The following is a 17,494-nucleotide window of genomic DNA, read 5'->3' as shown; positions in this document are numbered from 1 at the left end:
TTCCGCCTCCTAGTCTTTTAAATTGACCCAGTCATTCCTGTGGATCACCTCAAACGTTTTCTCAAAATCAAGTTCATCACTTCGTTTGCCTTTGGCCTCCATAATCTCCTCGGAGGAGTAATGAGTTTGGCCTTTGCCGATCACCCCGCCCGGTCCCTTGACTTCCACGACCGCCCCTTTCGGAAAACTTCCGTTCACGCCCACAACGCCAGCCGGCAGCAGGCTGCTTCCGTTATGGATCATCGCCTCCTCGGCACCAGCATCAATGAGGATTTCACCTGATATCGGCGAGTGGAACTGAATCCACTGTCTCGTGTTGTTAACCGAGGATAGTTCTTTGTCTCCGATATAAGTGCCGTCTCCCCTGCCGTCCAAAATGTCCGCCAGCTTTTGCTCTCCGCTGCCTGTTCCAATGAACACTTTCACTCCAAGAGACAGCGCGGTTTGTGCTGCTAACAGCTTTGATTTCATGCCGCCGGTGCCGACCTTTGATCCGGCTGAACCGGCATACCCCAGCAATTCAGGCGTGATCTCCGGCAAATAATCAAATCGTTCCGCCTCAGGATTTTCATTCGGATTGGCATCATACAGCCCGTTGATGTCAGTGAGAATCATGAGCTGGTCCGCATGAATCAATCCGCTGACTAACGCAGAAAGCATGTCATTATCCCCGAATGTCAATTCTTCAACAGATGTAGAATCGTTTTCATTGATAATCGGAATGACGCCGCGCTCCAGTAATTCCATAATCGTTGCATACGCGTTTCGATACCGTTCTCTTTTCGAAAAATCATTTCTCGTTAACAGGATTTGTCCCGGAGTCAGTGCGTATTGTTTGAATTGATTCATATATTGCTGCATTAACAGTGTTTGTCCGACCGCGGCCGCCGCCTGTTTTCCTTTAATGGTAACGGGACGGGACGGATAACCGAGGCTGGAAAACCCCGCCGCTACGGCTCCCGAGGTAATCAGAATCATTTCATGTCCCGCTTTCTTCAACAGGGAAATGGCCTGAACATGCTCTCTGATTTTTGCCTCATCAATGCTTCCGTTACTATTCGTGAGCGAACTGCTTCCTATTTTCACTACTATTCTTTGTTTTTTCATTTATTCTCCTCCGCGGCTCTTCGCCAGCCAACTTACAATAAAAAAACCCATTTCATCCTGATTCATAAGGACGAAATGGGTTTCCGTGGTACCACCTTGATTGAACGCGCTTATGCACGCTCCGCTTTCCTGTAACGCCAGGTTACGCGCCTAGGTTTTCCCCCTAAGACTCCAAGGCAGGTTCAGCAGGTTTCATGCGGCAAAATGTTTCAGCGATTCATTTTGCTCTCTGTCACAGAAAGGTCTGCTTACTAATCCTCTTCAACGCTCAATGATTTTTTTATATTATGCAAAGAAAAAGGACACTTGTCAAGGATTTTTATCATCAAAAAGAGCCCGCATGGCGCGGGCATCTTGCCGTCTAGTTAAAGACGATTGTTTTGTTTTCATGAACGATGACGCGGTCTTCCAAATGCCATTTTACAGCACGTGCAAGCACGCTGCGCTCAATCGTTCTGCCGATATTTTTAAGGGCGTCCGTGTTGTCACGGTGATCCACACGCTCAATATCCTGTTCAATGATCGGCCCTTCGTCCAAATCGTTTGTGACGTAGTGAGATGTCGCTCCGATCAGTTTCACGCCGCGCTCGTAAGCCCGTTTGTATGGATTCGCACCGATAAAAGCAGGCAGGAACGAATGATGGATATTGATGATGCGATTCGGATGAGCCGAAACAAAATCAGGAGTTAAGATCTGCATATAGCGTGCAAGAACGATCACATCAATATTGTATTGCTCAAGCAGTTCAAGCTGCTTCTTTTCGACTTCCGCTCTGATGTCTTTGTTCGCTTTCATATAGTGGAATGGAATGTTCAGCCGCTCAACCAGCTCTCTCGCCTCTTCATGGTTGCTGATGACAACAGCGATTTCCGCCATAAGGTTGCCAGTTTGCCATTCCCAAATCAGCTCATGCAGACAGTGAAGCTCCTTTGAGACAAAAATGGCGACACGCTTCAACTCGCTTGCCAATGTTAAGCTCCATGTCATGTCGAATTTTTCCGCAATTGACGCAAACGCCTCCTGCAGTGTTTCTTTTTTCTCACGAATGCCCGCACAGTCGAATTCGATCCTCAGGAAGAAACGGCCGCCTTCAGGATCTGTCGTATACTGATTGGATTCTATAATATTGGCGCCGTGTTCAAATAAAAACGCGGAAACCGCAGAAACGATACCCGGCTGGTCGGGACAGCTGACCAAAAGGCGCCCTTTATCCTCATTCCCGTCACGGTATTCGTTTAACCGCTGAGTCATATATGATTTCATGAATAATCCCTCTTATCTTTGTAAGTCTAAACTATTTATCCATTATACTGAAGATTTGATAAAAATCAATTTATGACAGAATTTTTAAACCAACGGCTGAGCATAAAATCAAAGCGATAAAGAAGATCCGTTTGGCGTCTTTCGGCTCCTTGTAAAAGAGGATGCCGACAAGCGCTCCGCCGGCGGTGCCAATGCCAGTCCAGACAGCATAAGCGGTACCCATCGGAATGGTTTCCATTGCATACGACAGCAAGGAAAATGATGCGGCAAAACCAACAATGATCAACAGCACCCATTTCACGTTTTTTTCTTTCGCATATTGATTCATAAGGGCCACGCCGGCCATCTCCAAACAGCCCGCGCACAATAAACTGATCCAGTGCAGCATTATGCCTCGCCTCCTTTTTCGTCTGTCTCATCCTGTGTCACAAGCTTCAATCCGATTACACCGATTAAGAGCACGCCGATTAACAAAAGCTTTGGCCATCCGATCGGCTCATGAAACAGAATGATTTCACTCAGCACTGTTCCAGCTGTTCCGAGTCCGGTAAAGACGGCATACACGGTTCCGACAGGCAGACTGTTTGTCGCCTTCATTAAAAGATAAAAGCTGACTATGATGCCGACGGCTGTGCCGCTCCATGTTAAAGCTGAGTCAGCATGCTTTAAGCCTACCACCCAAACAACCTCGAAAACGGCGGCAAGCAGGACTAATCCCCATTTCATTACAAGTCATTCCTTTCTTTCCAGTAAGATTCTCCGAAAACAAAAAAACCCCGGACAGTCGTCTCTCATGAGATTGACTCTCCCGGGCTTTTTTCCCTCCGTGTGCATACGCGCTTCTATTTACGCGTATGTGTTTTCTCTCGGACCAGTCCATGTCCATTGACATGCGGAACCCTAGAAAACTTTACCTGACACTATGATACTACAACTTCACACTTTCTTTCAAATGTAAGATTTTCTTTCATATACCGCGATTGGTTTATTCCACTTTCTGATCGTTCTGCTGTATAGCATGCCGATTTTCTCCGCTACCCGTATGGACGCTTTGTTATCCGGGTCAATCATAGCCGCCATTTTGCCGAACTGCCGCTCGTTGAAGCCGTAGTCCAGGCAGGCTCGAGCCGCTTCTTTCGCATAGCCGTTCCCCCAGTGGCGGCGTGCAAACATATAGCCGATTTCCATTACTGTCTGATTTTCGATCTGCTGGGGCACGATGCCGCATTGCCCCAAAAAATCCCCTGTCCGTATGTCTTCGGCGATCCACAGACTGACGCCGTACCCTTTTTCATTTCTTTTGTTCCAATTGATCCACTCGCGGGTTTGCCTTTTATCTTTTAAACCGGAATAAAATTTCATGACGTCAGGATCGTTAAAAAGCTCGAGCAAAGAAGCATGATCCCGATCTTCCATACAGCGCAAACGAATGCGATCGGTCACAAGCTTCGTTTTAGCGCTCATATTCCGCCAAATCCTGCTTCCATTCTTTTTTGAGGGCTTCAATATGTGCTTGATGATAGCGGTTATGATCCGCCATGTGCCAAATGCCCCACCTTACAGTCGCGGTGTCATTATCGTAAGAAAGCGGCTTGTGCAAATCATCTTCAGTTAAGGTGAAACATATCGATTTCAGCTCGTTTACCACATGCTGGTGTCTTTTCAGGAGTAAATCTAAACCGGGCTGGTTCTCCGGTTCAGGGAGCCGTCCGTTTTCATCTGTCATCGGGCCGTATGCCTGTTCAATATGATCCGGTATCCGGTTTTCCTTGATACGCCAGACCCATCTGATGTCAACATTTGCGATATGGTGCAAAAGCTGAGCCGTGCTGTTTTTTGTTTGGCAGCGCCCCCTATAATACAGTTCACTGTGTGTCATGCGGCTTACGATAGAAGCCAGACGGAGAGTGTTTTCTTCCACTGCGGAATACAGCAGACTGACCGTCGGCGCCATGTCGTTTCTAATGAATAAGTCCTTCATGTTTGTTCCCCTCCTAACTAGGTACATTTGACGCCAAACAAAAATTCCCTTTAAAAAAGAAAAAAGCTCTCGTTAAAAATAGAGAGCAATCTTAATTGTTATTTCCCGGTTTATATAAATACGGATCATGCCGCGGTTCGTTTGAAGTATTCAAATCAAGCGATATATCGCCGCGGTCATTCATCGTGCCAAGTGTGATCGAGGACAGCAGTTTGGAGCTGTATCCTTTTTCCTCAAGCTTCTCAAACAGCCAGGCTCGATTTTTTTGGAGGTACTTCAAATTATGATCAAGGATTTCACCGTCCAGTATGAGGGGGATCGGGATAAAATTCCGTTCAGCTTTCATATTCAAATCCCGCACTTGCACCGCTCTCGCTTCCTCTTTTGGAATGACGCTCACTTCTCCCGTTTCTTCAATGATGGCAAGATCAATGTCAGCCGGATCGGCATAGCCCTTTTCCCTTAGCTTTCCGAGCAGTTCATTAACAGTCAGCCTTTCTTTACGCAGTCCGCGTTCATCAATATCCCCGTTTCTGATTAAGACAGTCGGGCTTACGACCAGCAGCCATCGCCATTTATTAGAAAGAGCAAGCTTGCTCATCAGAAGATAAAGCACTAAAAAAGTGCCCGCGTAATAAATCGACATCGGCAGCCTGGATGTAAGAATCGGCTCACTGATAATGGTTCCGATTGCGAAGGTCAAAAGCAGATCAAAATTGTTCATTTGTGATACGGCTTTTTTACCGGCAAGCCGAAACAGAATATACGCAATCGAAAATACGATAACTGGCTTCAGTAAAAATGCCCATACGATCCACAACACCGGTCTTTACCTCCATCACGCTAGTCATATTGAGCCTATTTTGCCCTGAGGCAGAGCCGCTATGCATAACCCTTTTATTCAGTGTTAAATAGGCGAACGTGCACTTCTTTGGCACATATCATAATAGAAAGCAACATAGATTGGAGGCACAATATGAAGTATCAGAAGACGAATACCCATTGGCCCTATGATCTTCCATCGGCTCCTCATTCCGCGGGCTATCAGCAGCAGCAGACAATCGACAGGCTAGCCGGTTTAGAGCTAAGAATGGAGCAGCTAATCAGAGCGATTGAGGTAAACAATGAATTGCTGAGAACGATGCAAGAACAGCAAAACCGTGTATGCACAAGCAGCGGCGGCGGATCAGTGATTGTCCGGATGTAGAAGCAGGCGCTTGTCCGCCTTCTTCTATCTCAATAAAAAAACTCTTCTCAGAAAGGAGAAGAGTTTCATGTATGTGTTCAAACGGACTGTGCCAAACTTAGTTGCGGGCCGAACAGCTCGTAATGGATAGACTCTGGCGCTGATCCAAGTTCTGATACAAGTTTATGCATTGCCGTAATAAATGACGGTGAACCGCAAATATAATAATCCGCATCTGTATTGGCAATCAGTTTTTTGAGGAACTGCTGATCAATTTGTCCTTCGTGAAATTGAAGATCACCTGCACGGTCTTCCTCTGTTGGCTCACGATACACAAATGCTGTCTTGACAGAAGAATGGTTTGCCGCTTCTTCTACCTCATGACGCAATGCGTGATATTCACTGTTTTTCGCGGCATGAATGAACAGAATCTGCCGTTCAGGCTGCTTGGAAACAGACGTTTTCAGCATGCTGATCATTGGTGTAATGCCAACTCCGGCACTGATCAGAACGAGATCTTTTTGTGATGAAGGATCTAAAACAAAGTCTCCTGCCGGTGCGCTGATCTCTATTGAATCTCCCTCATGCAGCTCATCGTGTAAATAGGAAGATACGGCACCGTCTTTCTTCACTGAGATTCGATAATAGTCTTTTCCCGGCATATCAGACAGGCTGTATTGACGAATATGCGTATATTCAGAGTCAGGAATCCGTACTTTGATGCTGATATACTGCCCTGCTTGAAATTCAGGTAACGGCTTGCCGTCTTCCGGCTTCAAATAGAAGGATGTAATTTCTTTGCTTTCCTGCTCTTTTTTCGCGATGACGAACGGCTTATACTCCTTCCAGCCGCCAGCTTGCTGCTCCGCCTCCTCATACATTTCTTTTTCAATTCCGATGAACGCGTCAGCGATTACTCCGTACGCTTTCTCCCATGCCTCCATAATATCAGGTGTCGCAGCATCTCCCAGAACATCTTTAATCGCAATCAGCAAATATTTGCCGACGATCGGATAATGTTCAGCCTTAATTCCGATAGAGCGGTGCTTGTGGCCGATTTGTTTCACGACCGGAATGATATTTCCGAGCTGATCAATATTTGCCGCAGCTGCAATAACGGCATTTGCAAGTGCAGTGCGCTGTGTTTTTTTCTTTTGGTTTGTTTGATTAAAAATGTTCAAAAGTTCTGGATGATCTTGGAACATCAGATCGTAAAAACGGCCAGTGATCGCTTCTCCATACTGTTGTAATACGGGTACAGTGCTTTTAATAATTTCGATTGTTTTATTATCTAACATCGTTTAAACAATCCTTTCAAAAAGATGTATTTAAAATATATCTTTAAAATACATGATGTCACGAACAAAAGATATATTCAAAATGAATCTTTAATAAAATTGTCACAAAATTATCAATTTAACGTGACAAATGTTGCTTTTTTATAGAATCCCCTAGCAAAAACGGACTAACCGCTGTAATTATCACCATTGGAAAGATGAACAGCACAAAAAAACCCAAAACAACATCATGTTTTGGGTTTAACGATTACCAAGGCTTATCAGTTCCGAGCGCATTTGCAAGCGCCTGGCTGTGTTTTTTGCGGTTCTTCCGTTCATTAGCTCGCTGAACTGCTGTATTGTGCAGCATGATTTCTTCTTCTGTTTCCGGTACAACTCTCGGTACAGGCACCGGCTTGCCATTTGAATCTAATGCGACAAATGTCAAAAAGGATGTCGCGGCAAGTTCACGTTCGCCAGTCATTAGATGCTCCTTAATGACTTTTACAAACACCTCCATGGAAGATGTGCCGACCCATGTCACATATGACTCCAGGCAGACAGAATCCTTTTGCCCGATCGGCTTCAGAAAATCTACAGAGTCCATCGAAGCTGTTACTGTTTCCCGTCTGCAATGGCGCGCAGCGGAAATAGAGGCAATATCGTCGATGTAGCTCATTAATTTTCCGCCAAACAGCGTATTATGGTTGTTTGTATCAAGCGGGAACACCCTGCTGGTTTTTACAACCTTTGACTCTTTACAAAATTTTGTTTCCGGTGTTTCCATACCTTTCTCCCCTTTGATGTCTGATCTTTTAGCTAAATGCACTCATATTCTCCTATTAAACAATATTCTCTGCTATTTGTCTAAAATTTAAAATGGTTTGTCTGTCAGGTTTTCTTTCCAAAACGTTTAATGATTTTCATGATGAGGGAATAATAAATGTATTCTTCACACGGTCAGGAGGAGAAACAAATGGACGTATCCATCCCGAAACACCAGCACAAAACGGTATGCCAAACAGAATACGGCACACTTCAGAAAGTGATTTTATGCAGACCGGAGCATATGACCATAAAAGATGTCATAAACGAAACACAAAAACATTTTGAAAATGACAATATTCATGTCAAAACCGCCACCGACCAGCACAGCCGCTTGGTTGAAGCACTCAGGTCACACAACATTGAGGTCATCCTTTTGCCCGTCCGCGACGGACTCCCCGAGCAGGTCTTCACCCGGGACATAGGGTTTGTCATCGGAGAAAAAGCCTTCCTCTCGAGCATGACTGAACCGATTCGCCAAGGGGAAGAAGCCGTCATAAAAGAGTTTTTTCACAGTCAAGGCATTTCTTACACATGTATGCTTGATACAAGCATTGAAGGCGGTGACGTCATCATCGATGGTGATACAGTCTACGTCGGAATCAGCCAGCGCACGGACATGTCAGCCATCGGCCAGCTGGAAGAGGCGCTTCCTGAATATACGGTCATTCCAGTACAGCTGCATGAAAAATTTTTGCATTTGGACTGCGTATTTAACATCGTATCTGAAAGCGAAGCACTAATTTATCCTAAAGCCCTTGAGCCAGAGGAAGTTGAAATGCTGGCAAAACGTTATGATCTCATTGAGGTGCCCGAGGACGAACAATTTACGCTCGGCACCAACGTTCTTTCTATCGGGAGAAAAACGATCATCAGCCTCCCTTGCAACCGCCATGTCAATCAACAGTTATCGAAAAGAGGCTATCACATCATCGAAATCGACCTGTCAGAAATTATTAAATCAGGCGGCTCCTTCAGATGCTGTACGATGCCGCTGATTCGCGGTGAATGAAGAATATTCCCCTTTTTCATGTTTTGAACAGCTTATTTTATCAAGATACGTTAATATAAAGGTGACATCATTTTTAAGGGGGAAATCGCATGACAAAGTACATAGGATATGTCGGAACATATACAAAAGGCGGAAGCGAAGGGATTTATTCATTTGAGCTTGATACTGAGAAAAAAACACTCAGCGAGCCAAAGCTTGCCGCTAAGCTGGGCAATCCGACATATGTGACGCCGAATAAAGACAACACCATTCTTTATTCAATTGAAAAAGCAGACGGCCAAGGCGGAGTTGCTGCCTATCAAATCGATAAAAACAGCGGTGAATTAACATTTCTGAATCATCAGTTAATTGACGGCCCATCACCATGCCACGTAAGCGTCGATGATCAAAATCAATTCGTATTGACTGCCAATTATCACAGCGGAAAGGTACACGCTTTTCCTGTCCAAGGCGACGGAAGTTTACAAGCTCCTGCTGCAGAAGCTGCCCACACAGGAAAAGGGCCGCACGAAAGACAGGAAAAGCCGCATACACACTACGCGGGATTCACACCTGAACACAACTATGTCGTAGCGGTTGATTTAGGAACAGATAAGCTTTACACCTATAAGCTGAAAGACGGCGTATTGACTGAATCCGGAACCCATTCTTTCGCTCCCGGCGCAGGACCTCGTCATATTGCTTTTCATCCGAAAGAAAAATACGCTTATGTGATGACAGAATTAAGCAATGAAGTGATTGCGCTTGAATACAATCCGACTGCCGGCGAATTCCGAGAAATCCATGTCGTCTCTGCCATCCCTGATGATTTTACAGATAACAGCCAGGGAAGTGCCATTCATGTCACACAGGACGGCCGTTTTGTTTACGTCGCAAACCGCGGCCATGACAGTATCGCTGTATTTGAAGTGAATCAATATTCGGGCGAGCTGGCTTTCGTGGAAAGAGTCTCAACAGAAGGCAACTGGCCTCGTGACTTTGTATTTGATCCAACGGAAGCGTTCCTTGTTGCATCAAATGAAGAAACAGGCAACCTTGTGCTGTTTGAAAGAGACAAAGAAACCGGCCGATTGACAGTGCTTCCATCAACTGTTTCTGTCCCTTACCCGGTTTGCGTGAAATTTTTACATCAATCATAAAAGCAAAGAGTGGCTCTGCAAAAAACAGAGCCACTCTTGCTTTTATCTCACCTTTTCTTTCGTCTCAGCATTTCGATACAAATGGCAAGCGACAAATCGGCCGGCTTCGATTTCTTGAAGCTGGGGACGGGATTCCCCGCATTCAGGCATTGCCTCCGGACAGCGGGTCCGAAACACGCAGCCGCTCGGCGGATTGACCGGGCTCGGCAGTTCCCCTTTTAAAAGGATACGCTCACGCTTGTCCTCCAATTCAGGATCTGGAATCGGAATCGAGGACAAAAGCGCCTTTGTATAGGGGTGCAGCGGTTCACGATACAGTGTTCCGCTCTCTGTAATTTCCATCATGTGCCCTAAGTACATGACACCGATCCTGTCACTGATATGCTTCACCATCGAAAGATCATGGGCAATAAATAAAAACGTGAGTCCTTTCTCTTTTTGAAGCCGCTTCAGCAGGTTGACCACCTGTGCCTGAACCGAGACATCAAGTGCAGAAATCGGTTCGTCTGCCACGATAAATTCAGGATTCAGCGACAGTGCTCTTGCAATCCCAATCCTCTGTCTTTGTCCGCCGCTGAATTCATGGGGATAACGGCTGCCAAAATCGGGATGAAGCCCCACTGCCTCAAGCAGCTCGTCCACAACGAGAAGCCGCGCTTTATGGGTATTATATAGATTGTGAATTTCCATCGGCTCCAAAATAATTTCTCGAACGGTCATGCGCGGGTTAAGTGAAGCATAAGGATCCTGAAAAATCATCTGCAGCTTGCGGTTGAAGGCAAACTGCTCTTTTTCACTCAGTGCGTGAAGATTTGTGCCGCGGTATGTCACACTTCCATCTGTCGGCTGATAAAGGCGCATCAGCACTCTCCCCAAGGTTGATTTCCCGCACCCTGATTCACCGACTAGCCCGAACGTTTCTCCTTCATGAATCTGAAAGGTGACCCCGTCGACGGCTTTGACTGTCCGCTTTTTCCCTGCGTCAAAATGCATTTTCAGCTGGCTGACCTCTAACAAAGGCAGTGGCGTCATTTGTCTCCCTCCTTATTCTGAAAAACAGCGGCGCACCGCACATCGTTCTTTTTCATAGATGGTCTCTTTTAATGTAAGGATTTCGATTGATTTCCCTGTCTTTGGAGAATGAAGCATTTTCCCGCCGCCTACATACAAACCGACGTGATGAATCGCTCCTTTTCCTTCTTCATAAGCAAAAAACAGCAGATCACCGGCTTTCATATTATCTAGCGGGACATCCTCCCCCGCCTTTGCCTGATCTCCAGCATCACGGGGGATACAGTATCCATTGGCCTTAAATATACTGTACATAAACCCTGAGCAATCGAACCCAAACCCGCTGATCCCTCCCCAGAGGTAGGGAAGTCCAAGAAAAACCGCCCCCGTTTGAATGATGTCTTCAGCGGTTCCTTTCTGTTCGCGGACAGGCACTGCATCAGTCAGCTTCACAAACCTTTCCCCAAAAGCGGTTGAAACTTTAAAATATCCGTTTTCTTCTGCAATGAAGGGCAGGACAGTCAAAAAGCTCAATTCGATCTCCTTTTCTCCATTGCTTTTGTACAAAAAGGCAGCAGGTTTGCTAATCATGACATTGTTTTGTGTATGGATCGGATCTGTTTTTTTCAGTTGGTTCTTTTTCATCCAGCCCGGATATCCGCGTGGATCCTTTCGGGATGACTGGCTCGGCACGATCACAGAAACCCATTCACCCTGTTCCGCCGTCACCAGTACCTTTTCGCCAAAGAGAACCTGAGTTTGGATCACATTGTCTGTACATAATCCAAGCCGCTCATCATATGTCATGCGCTCCAGCCAATCTCTGATCAATACGGTCGGACGGATCATCACTTGATCTGATGGACGCGGAGAATCAGGCGATGTCCAGATGTTGGCCACAGCTGATATGACAGTGTGCATCATTGCTCTATTTCCCCTTTCAAATGTGCAGCTCCGGTGATTCCGAGACCTGGTCTGTCAGGCATCGCAATCGTGCTGCCGCTGTATGTTATGCCGCCTTTGATTACATCTGTTTTCAGCATCAGCGGCGCGTCAAAATCAAAGCGTGTGATGTTTTTTTTGCTTGCCGCGAAATGTGCCGCGGCCGTAATGCCCAGCTTTGTTTCGATCATGCTGCCGACCATGCACTCCACCCCGCACGCCTCAGCCATGGCATTAATTTTCTCCGCTCCGCTGATGCCGCCCGCTTTCATCAATTTAATATTGATCAAGTCAGCGCTCCTGGTTTGAAGAACTTCGAATGCCTGCCGCGGCGTAAAAACACTTTCATCGGCCATAATCGGCGTGTCTGTCGCATCTGTTACCTTTTTAAGCCCAGCGAGGTCATCTTTATGGACAGGCTGCTCGACAAGCTCAATCCCAAGACCGATATCCTCCATTTTCCGAATCGCTGTTACTGCTTCCTTCGGCGTCCACCCCTGATTGGCGTCTAAACGAAGTTTTACGCCGGGCCCGACACGTTTTCTGATTTCCTGGATACGGGCGATATCTGTTGCGATATCATCTTTGCCGACCTTTATTTTCAGCGTTTGAAAGCCTTGTTTGAGATAATTCCCGGCATCTGCTGCCATCTCTTCAGGTGAGTTGACACTGACGGTATAATCCGTTTCCAGCGTATCTCGGTATCCGCCGAGCATTTGGTAAAGCGGCAATCCGCACATCTGCGCCCAGCCGTCGTATACCGCCATTTCCACAGCCGCCTTAGCGCTCTGGTTTCCTGTAAGGAGATGCTGTATGTCATGCAAAATGGCCTCACAGCCGGACAGGCTTTTTCCAAGCAGTGCCGGCTTCAAGACATTGTGAATTGCACTTTCAATGCTATCCATGCTGTCTCCTGTAATCACCATCGTCGGAGGCGCTTCCCCCCATGCGATCGCGCCGCTGTCATAAGTGATCCTTACAATGACAGATTCAGCCGTATACACAGTGCGAAGCGCGGTTTTAAACGGCTTTATGAGCGGAACGGCGATTCGGCTTGTTTCTATTCGATTGATTTTCATGTCTTCAGCGCTCCTTCTGAAACGCCCGCCTCGATGACGACAGTTTTTTGTGCTGTATTCATTGCAGCTTGCACACCGATCGGAACGGCGAAACTCGGTGAGCAGTGGCCGATTTTAAATCCTCTCAGAGCAGGCTTGCCCGCCGATACAATATAGTCTTCGAGCACTTGCTCAAGTGAGAGGGACTTCTCCCTCTTCACCGGGACACAGTTATGAAAATCACAAACAAGAATGCCGGCGGCGTCCGTCAGCTTTCCTGCCATCTTTAGCTGATTCAGCATCCGGTCGATTTGATATGGCTCCTCGTCAATATCTTCAATAAACAGAAGCTTTCCTCTCGTATCAATTTCAAACGGCGTGCCCAGTGCAGACGTCAGCAAAGACAGATTCCCCCCGACAAGCTCGCCTTCCGCTTTTCCGGGAACAAGTACCGTCAGCGGAGAAAGCTCTTCTGTATAGGTGAATGCCGTCTCTTGGAAAAGCTGCTCATACGACGCTTTTGTCAGCGGGTGGACGTCGTCGAGGCCAATATCTGAGCTGAGCATCGGGCCATGGAAGGTGATAAGGCCTGTGTTTTGATGGATGGCTGTATGTAAAAACGTAATATCGCTGTATCCCCAGAAGATTTTGGGATGTTTGCGGATTAAGCTGAAATCAATGCCGGCGGCGATACGTCCTGTTCCAAAACCCCCGCATGCGCACAGCACCGCTTTTACCTCCTCGTCTCTGAACATCTCATGGAGATCAGCCAGCCGCTCATCATCCTGTCCCGCTAAATAGCCGTGCTGGTTTTTCAGTGCCTTGCCCAGTTTCACCTGAAGACCGAGCTCTTCTAAAAATAAAAGCGCGGTTTCAAGCTTTTTTGGATTCGGCGGGCTTGCGGGCGCGATTACTCCGACTGTATCACCCTTTTTCAGCGCTTTCGGCTTGTGATTCAACTGAATCACTCCTTTCATTTGCTCTGCACCCTACGTATACGTGCAGGAAAGAGAAAAAATACCGCTCCTTCGCATAAAGAAGCAGTATTTTCTTAATCGCCGTTGTTAGTTTTTATCTGCCCACTTTAAATCGATATAGCCGACAGGATGCCGGACAATTCCCTTCACATTTTCGTTTTGCAGGTTGACCTGGTTATAGAAATAAACCGGGATGATCGGGGCTTCATTGATCAATAGCTTTTCCGCTTGATGCATCAGGGAGAAACGCGTTTTTTCATCGGCTTCATGTTTCGCCTGCTTGATCAGCTGATCGTATTCTTTATTGGCCCAGCCTGTGCGGTTCATCGAATTTCCTGTTTGGAAGGCTTCGAGAAAACTGATAGGGTCCGCGTAGTCAGGCAAAAATGAGCTTTGAGAGAATTGGAATTTCAGGGCTTTTTGATCCTCTAAAAATACGTTCCATTCCATATTGGCCAGCTTCACGTCGACCCCAAGGGTATTTTTTAATTTTTGCTGGATAGCCTCGGCAATCTTTTTATGCTCCGGCTTTGTGCTGTAAGTAAGGGTAATCGCAGGAAGCTTATCGTAGTTTTCTTCCTTCATGCCCTTTTCCAGCAGCTGCTTCGCTTTGCTTTCATTTGGCGTGATTAGGTCTCCGCCCGCTTCACGGAAATCCTTGCCGTCAGGCTGCGTAAATCCGGGCGATACAAAGGCACGCGCCGGTTTTTCATTGTTTTTCGTGACGTACTTTACAATTTCCTTTTGATCCACAGCCATCGCAAAGGCTTTTCTGATGTTTTCATTTTGGAACGGCTCCATGTTTACATTAAACCGGTAGAAATACAGGCCCGCCTGGTCAACAATACTGACGTTATCCTGATCCAGCAGCTGATCGCTTAATTCAGCAGGGACATAAGCGGTGTCCAGTTCCCCAGACTGAAACATCTGGTAATCTGTATTTCTGTCACTGACCATCGCCCATTTCACCTTATCTAGCTTCACGGTATCTTTATCCCAATACGTATCGCTTTTCTCCATTGTGATGCTGTCATCATGCTTCCATTCCGTCAGCTTAAACGGACCGTTCCCGACAAATGTATCCGCCTCAGCAAACCATTTTGGATTTTCTTTATCGACCTTTTCGTTTACCGGAAAATAAGCCGGATTGGACACGACGCTCAGAAAATATTTTTGCGGTGCTTCAAGCGTTACTTCAAGGGTTCGATCATCCTTTGCCGTCACCTTCACATCGTCTTTCTTCCCTTTTCCGCTGTTATACGCTTCGCCGCCTTCAATAAAATAGCCGAGAAACGCGGATGAAGCGCCTTTTTTCGGGTCAAGCATCCGTTTCCACGCGTATTCAAAGTCTCCGGCAGTTACCGGATCTCCATTTGTCCATTTCGCATTTTCCCGTATCGTAAATGTGTAGGTTTTTTTATCTTTTGATACAGACCACTTTTCCGCCATTGCCGGTTCAGGCTCATTCTCTTTTCCAAGACGCGTCAGCCCCTCCATGATGTTATTTAGCGGCTGCCACGACACATTATTAAAACCGATAGGCGGATCGAACGAAGTCGGTTCATTTTCGTTATTTACATACAGCACCTTTTCTCCGCTTGTTTTTGCCTTATCATTTCCGCTTTCTTTTCCTGCCTGTTCGTTTGCTGTACATCCCATCAGCGCAAGCGAGAGTCCTAATGCAAGGCTCATCCCCCATAGCTTTTTCACTCGTTTCATCCTCTTCCCCCTTTTCATGTTCAATCCTTCGCATCTCCGGACAGCACCGCATGCTCGGCCCGCTGATCCTGCAGCCAGCAGTTGACAGTGTGCGTGTCAGATCTGATGGTCTGGCCCGGGTATACCCTGTCACATACGATCATCCTGTTCGGACAGCGGGCGGCAAATGGGCAGCCTGGCGGAGGTGAAAATAAATCCGGCGGCGTTCCGTCGATCGGAATCAGCTCCGTGCCATCCAAATCCAGCCGCGGGACAGAGTTCAGCAGCCCTTTTGTGTATGGATGCTGCGGCTGATAAAAAATATCTTTTCTCGTGCCGATTTCCGCTATTTTTCCGGCATACATGACTGCGACTCTGTCAGCAACCTGGGCAACGACCCCTAAATCATGTGTAATCAGAATGACAGACACATTGGTTTTTCTCTGAATCTCTTTAAACAGCTCCAAAATCTGCGCCTGAATGGTCACGTCAAGGGCAGTGGTCGGTTCATCTGCGATTAAGATGTCTGGCTCGCAAATCAGCGCCATTGCAATGACAATCCGCTGTCTCATGCCGCCGCTAAATTGGTGGGGATACTGCTTCAGGCGCTCTTTGGGATCGGGAATGCCGACCAATGACAGCATAGAAAGCACCTCTTCCCGTACCGCCTTTTTGCTCATTTTTTTGTGGCGCAGGAGCGCTTCCCCCAGCTGGTCTCCGACAGTCAGCGTCGGGTTTAACGCCGTCATCGGGTCTTGAAAAATCATAGAAATGTCGGCTCCCCTTATGCTTCTCATTGCTTTGTCAGAGAGGCGGCAAAGATCTTTGTTTTTAAATAAAATGCTGCCGTCTGTCACCTTCGCCGAATAAGGCGGAAGCAGTCCCATAATGCTTTGGGAGGTAACGCTTTTGCCGCAGCCTGATTCGCCGACGATTGCAAAGGTTTCACCTTGATACAAATCAAAGCTCACCCCTCTGACCGCCTGAACCGTCCCGCCGTAAGTCGTAAACGAAACGTGCAGATTTTTGACTGACAGAACTTTTTCCATACAGCTACCTCCTCAGCTTAGGGTCGAGCGCATCCTGCAATCCGTCCCCCAGTACGTTAAACGCATACATCGTTAAGGAGATGAAAAAGGCCGGAAAAAACAGGCGCCACCAATGCCCAGACAAAATCGTAGGCAGACCGTCATTCGCCATCACACCCCAACTGGCAAACGGAGCCTGTATGCCGAGGCCGAGAAAGCTTAAAAATGATTCTGCGAATATAGCGGCAGGTACGGTTAATGTCATTTGTACGATAATCGCTCCCATTGTATTCGGCAGCAGATTCTTCCGGATGATGCGAAAGGTTTTCGCACCAAAGGTTTTCGAGGCGAGTACATATTCATAATTTTTAATTTGAAGCACCTGGCCTCTAACAATTCTCGCCATGCCGACCCATCCGGTTACAGTCAGCGCCACAATAATAGTGCCCAGCCCCGGCCCCATCAGCACCATCAGCAAAATGACAACGAGCAGATACGGCAGCCCGTACAGCACTTCGATAATCCGCATCATGATACTGTCAGTCCTGCCGCCTTTATAGCCGGCAACGCCCCCGTAAATGACACCGATCACAAAATCAATCAGCGCTGCCATCACTCCGACAAATAACGAAATCCTCGCTCCATACCATGTTCGGGTAAACACATCCCGGCCGAGCTCATCGGTGCCGAACCAATGATCGGCTGAGGGCGGGAGATTTTGTTCGGTCAGCGATTGGCGCGCGACACTATGGGGTGATAAAAAGGGCCCGATAACTGCCATGACAAAAAGAAATAAAAGAATAAAAAGTCCAGCCATCGCTAATTTATTTTTCTTCAGCCTCCTCCAAGCATCCTGCGTGTATGACAAACTCGGCCGCTTGACCGAATCGGCTTCTCGATTTTTTTCCTGATTGGAGACAAACCATTCATCCGGCACCTGAATGTGCTGCTCTGGCTGGCGTTCATCTGTTTGTACAGGGAGATTCACA

General features: G+C 47.0%; 19 protein-coding genes, 1 riboswitch and 1 other annotated feature. Of the genes, 3 read left to right on the top strand and 16 right to left on the bottom strand.

The genetic code is table 11. The annotated features are described in order from the left end of the window. Positions 1-9: 9 nt before the first annotated feature. From proB to M1M80_RS07290, 7 genes are all read right to left on the bottom strand, one after another. Entirely contained in the window at positions 10-1,107 is a 1,098-nt protein-coding gene (gene proB, locus M1M80_RS07320) for a glutamate 5-kinase (protein WP_060398470.1), read from the bottom strand. A 63-nt stretch (positions 1,108-1,170) separates the two neighbouring features. Beyond that, positions 1,171-1,381: a binding site (T-box leader), on the bottom strand. Between the two features lie 87 nt (positions 1,382-1,468). Continuing rightward, positions 1,469-2,371 carry a formyltetrahydrofolate deformylase gene (gene purU, locus M1M80_RS07315; protein ID WP_060398469.1) on the bottom strand — a complete coding sequence of 301 codons (903 nt, stop codon included), beginning with the start codon at positions 2,369-2,371 and terminating at the stop codon, positions 1,469-1,471. 70 nt (positions 2,372-2,441) lie between these two features. After that, on the bottom strand, positions 2,442-2,759 hold the full coding sequence (gene ykkD, locus M1M80_RS07310; RefSeq protein WP_003239063.1) for a multidrug efflux SMR transporter subunit YkkD: 318 nt from the start codon (positions 2,757-2,759) through the stop codon (positions 2,442-2,444). Next, positions 2,759-3,097, bottom strand: a complete 339-nt coding sequence (ykkC, locus tag M1M80_RS07305; protein WP_060398468.1) for a multidrug efflux SMR transporter subunit YkkC — start codon at positions 3,095-3,097, stop codon at positions 2,759-2,761. The genes ykkD and ykkC overlap by 1 nt, the downstream gene beginning before the upstream one ends. Positions 3,098-3,174: 77 nt before the next feature. Beyond that, positions 3,175-3,286, bottom strand: a riboswitch (guanidine-I (ykkC/yxkD leader). Between the two features lie 33 nt (positions 3,287-3,319). Then, positions 3,320-3,835, bottom strand: a complete 516-nt coding sequence (locus tag M1M80_RS07300) for a GNAT family N-acetyltransferase (RefSeq protein WP_060398467.1) — start codon at positions 3,833-3,835, stop codon at positions 3,320-3,322. Then, positions 3,825-4,352, bottom strand: a complete 528-nt coding sequence (locus M1M80_RS07295) for a DinB family protein (RefSeq protein WP_060398466.1) — start codon at positions 4,350-4,352, stop codon at positions 3,825-3,827. Before M1M80_RS07295 ends, M1M80_RS07300 begins: the two co-directional genes overlap by 11 nt. A 91-nt stretch (positions 4,353-4,443) precedes the next feature. After that, complete coding sequence (locus tag M1M80_RS07290; RefSeq protein ID WP_060398465.1) at positions 4,444-5,175, bottom strand: DUF421 domain-containing protein; 732 nt, start codon at positions 5,173-5,175, stop codon at positions 4,444-4,446. Positions 5,176-5,328: 153 nt separating this feature from the next. Between M1M80_RS07290 and M1M80_RS07285 the strand changes: the two genes are divergently transcribed. Continuing rightward, the gene (locus tag M1M80_RS07285) at positions 5,329-5,559 is read left to right on the top strand and encodes a hypothetical protein (RefSeq protein ID WP_003239069.1); all 231 of its coding nucleotides are present in this window, start codon (positions 5,329-5,331) and stop codon (positions 5,557-5,559) included. Positions 5,560-5,636: 77 nt separating this feature from the next. Here M1M80_RS07285 and hmpA read toward each other — a convergent pair whose 3' ends face one another. Both hmpA and M1M80_RS07275 read right to left on the bottom strand, forming a co-directional pair. Then, entirely contained in the window at positions 5,637-6,836 is a 1,200-nt protein-coding gene (hmpA, locus tag M1M80_RS07280; RefSeq protein WP_060398464.1) for an NO-inducible flavohemoprotein, read from the bottom strand. Positions 6,837-7,083: 247 nt separating this feature from the next. Further along, positions 7,084-7,602 (bottom strand): acyl-CoA thioesterase, encoded by a 519-nt coding sequence (locus tag M1M80_RS07275; RefSeq protein WP_032732170.1) that lies wholly within the window; start codon positions 7,600-7,602, stop codon positions 7,084-7,086. A 189-nt stretch (positions 7,603-7,791) separates the two neighbouring features. Between M1M80_RS07275 and M1M80_RS07270 the strand changes: the two genes are divergently transcribed. Together M1M80_RS07270 and pgl are read left to right on the top strand one after the other, a co-directional pair. Next, on the top strand, positions 7,792-8,652 hold the full coding sequence (locus M1M80_RS07270) for a dimethylarginine dimethylaminohydrolase family protein (RefSeq protein WP_060398463.1): 861 nt from the start codon (positions 7,792-7,794) through the stop codon (positions 8,650-8,652). 89 nt (positions 8,653-8,741) lie between these two features. Next, positions 8,742-9,791 carry a 6-phosphogluconolactonase gene (pgl, locus tag M1M80_RS07265; RefSeq protein WP_003239074.1) on the top strand — a complete coding sequence of 350 codons (1,050 nt, stop codon included), beginning with the start codon at positions 8,742-8,744 and terminating at the stop codon, positions 9,789-9,791. 42 nt (positions 9,792-9,833) lie between these two features. On the opposite strand, the gene M1M80_RS07260 is transcribed toward pgl, so the two are convergent. The 7 genes from M1M80_RS07260 to dppC all read right to left on the bottom strand — a co-directional run bounded on the left by M1M80_RS07260 (position 9,834) and on the right by dppC (position 17,493). After that, positions 9,834-10,823 carry an ABC transporter ATP-binding protein gene (locus M1M80_RS07260; protein ID WP_003239076.1) on the bottom strand — a complete coding sequence of 330 codons (990 nt, stop codon included), beginning with the start codon at positions 10,821-10,823 and terminating at the stop codon, positions 9,834-9,836. A gap of 12 nt (positions 10,824-10,835) precedes the next feature. After that, a complete protein-coding gene (eepC, locus tag M1M80_RS07255; protein ID WP_060398462.1) occupies positions 10,836-11,726 on the bottom strand; it encodes a gamma-D-glutamyl-L-lysine dipeptidyl-peptidase in 891 nt (296 codons plus the stop codon). After that, positions 11,723-12,823 (bottom strand): L-Ala-D/L-Glu epimerase, encoded by a 1,101-nt coding sequence (gene ykfB, locus M1M80_RS07250; RefSeq protein WP_060398461.1) that lies wholly within the window; start codon positions 12,821-12,823, stop codon positions 11,723-11,725. The genes eepC and ykfB overlap by 4 nt, the downstream gene beginning before the upstream one ends. Beyond that, the gene (locus M1M80_RS07245) at positions 12,820-13,779 is read right to left on the bottom strand and encodes a S66 peptidase family protein (RefSeq protein ID WP_060398460.1); all 960 of its coding nucleotides are present in this window, start codon (positions 13,777-13,779) and stop codon (positions 12,820-12,822) included. The genes ykfB and M1M80_RS07245 overlap by 4 nt, the downstream gene beginning before the upstream one ends. A gap of 87 nt (positions 13,780-13,866) precedes the next feature. Next, complete coding sequence (dppE, locus tag M1M80_RS07240) at positions 13,867-15,516, bottom strand: dipeptide ABC transporter substrate-binding protein DppE (protein ID WP_080429095.1); 1,650 nt, start codon at positions 15,514-15,516, stop codon at positions 13,867-13,869. Between the two features lie 2 nt (positions 15,517-15,518). Next, positions 15,519-16,526 (bottom strand): dipeptide ABC transporter ATP-binding subunit DppD, encoded by a 1,008-nt coding sequence (dppD, locus tag M1M80_RS07235; RefSeq protein ID WP_060398458.1) that lies wholly within the window; start codon positions 16,524-16,526, stop codon positions 15,519-15,521. Positions 16,527-16,530: 4 nt separating this feature from the next. Then, entirely contained in the window at positions 16,531-17,493 is a 963-nt protein-coding gene (gene dppC, locus M1M80_RS07230; RefSeq protein WP_003239082.1) for a dipeptide ABC transporter permease DppC, read from the bottom strand. Position 17,494 lies beyond the last annotated feature (1 nt).

Source organism: Bacillus inaquosorum, from assembly GCF_023238325.1.
GTDB lineage: Bacteria > Bacillota > Bacilli > Bacillales > Bacillaceae > Bacillus > Bacillus inaquosorum.
This window is presented reverse-complemented; position numbering and strand designations above follow the sequence as displayed.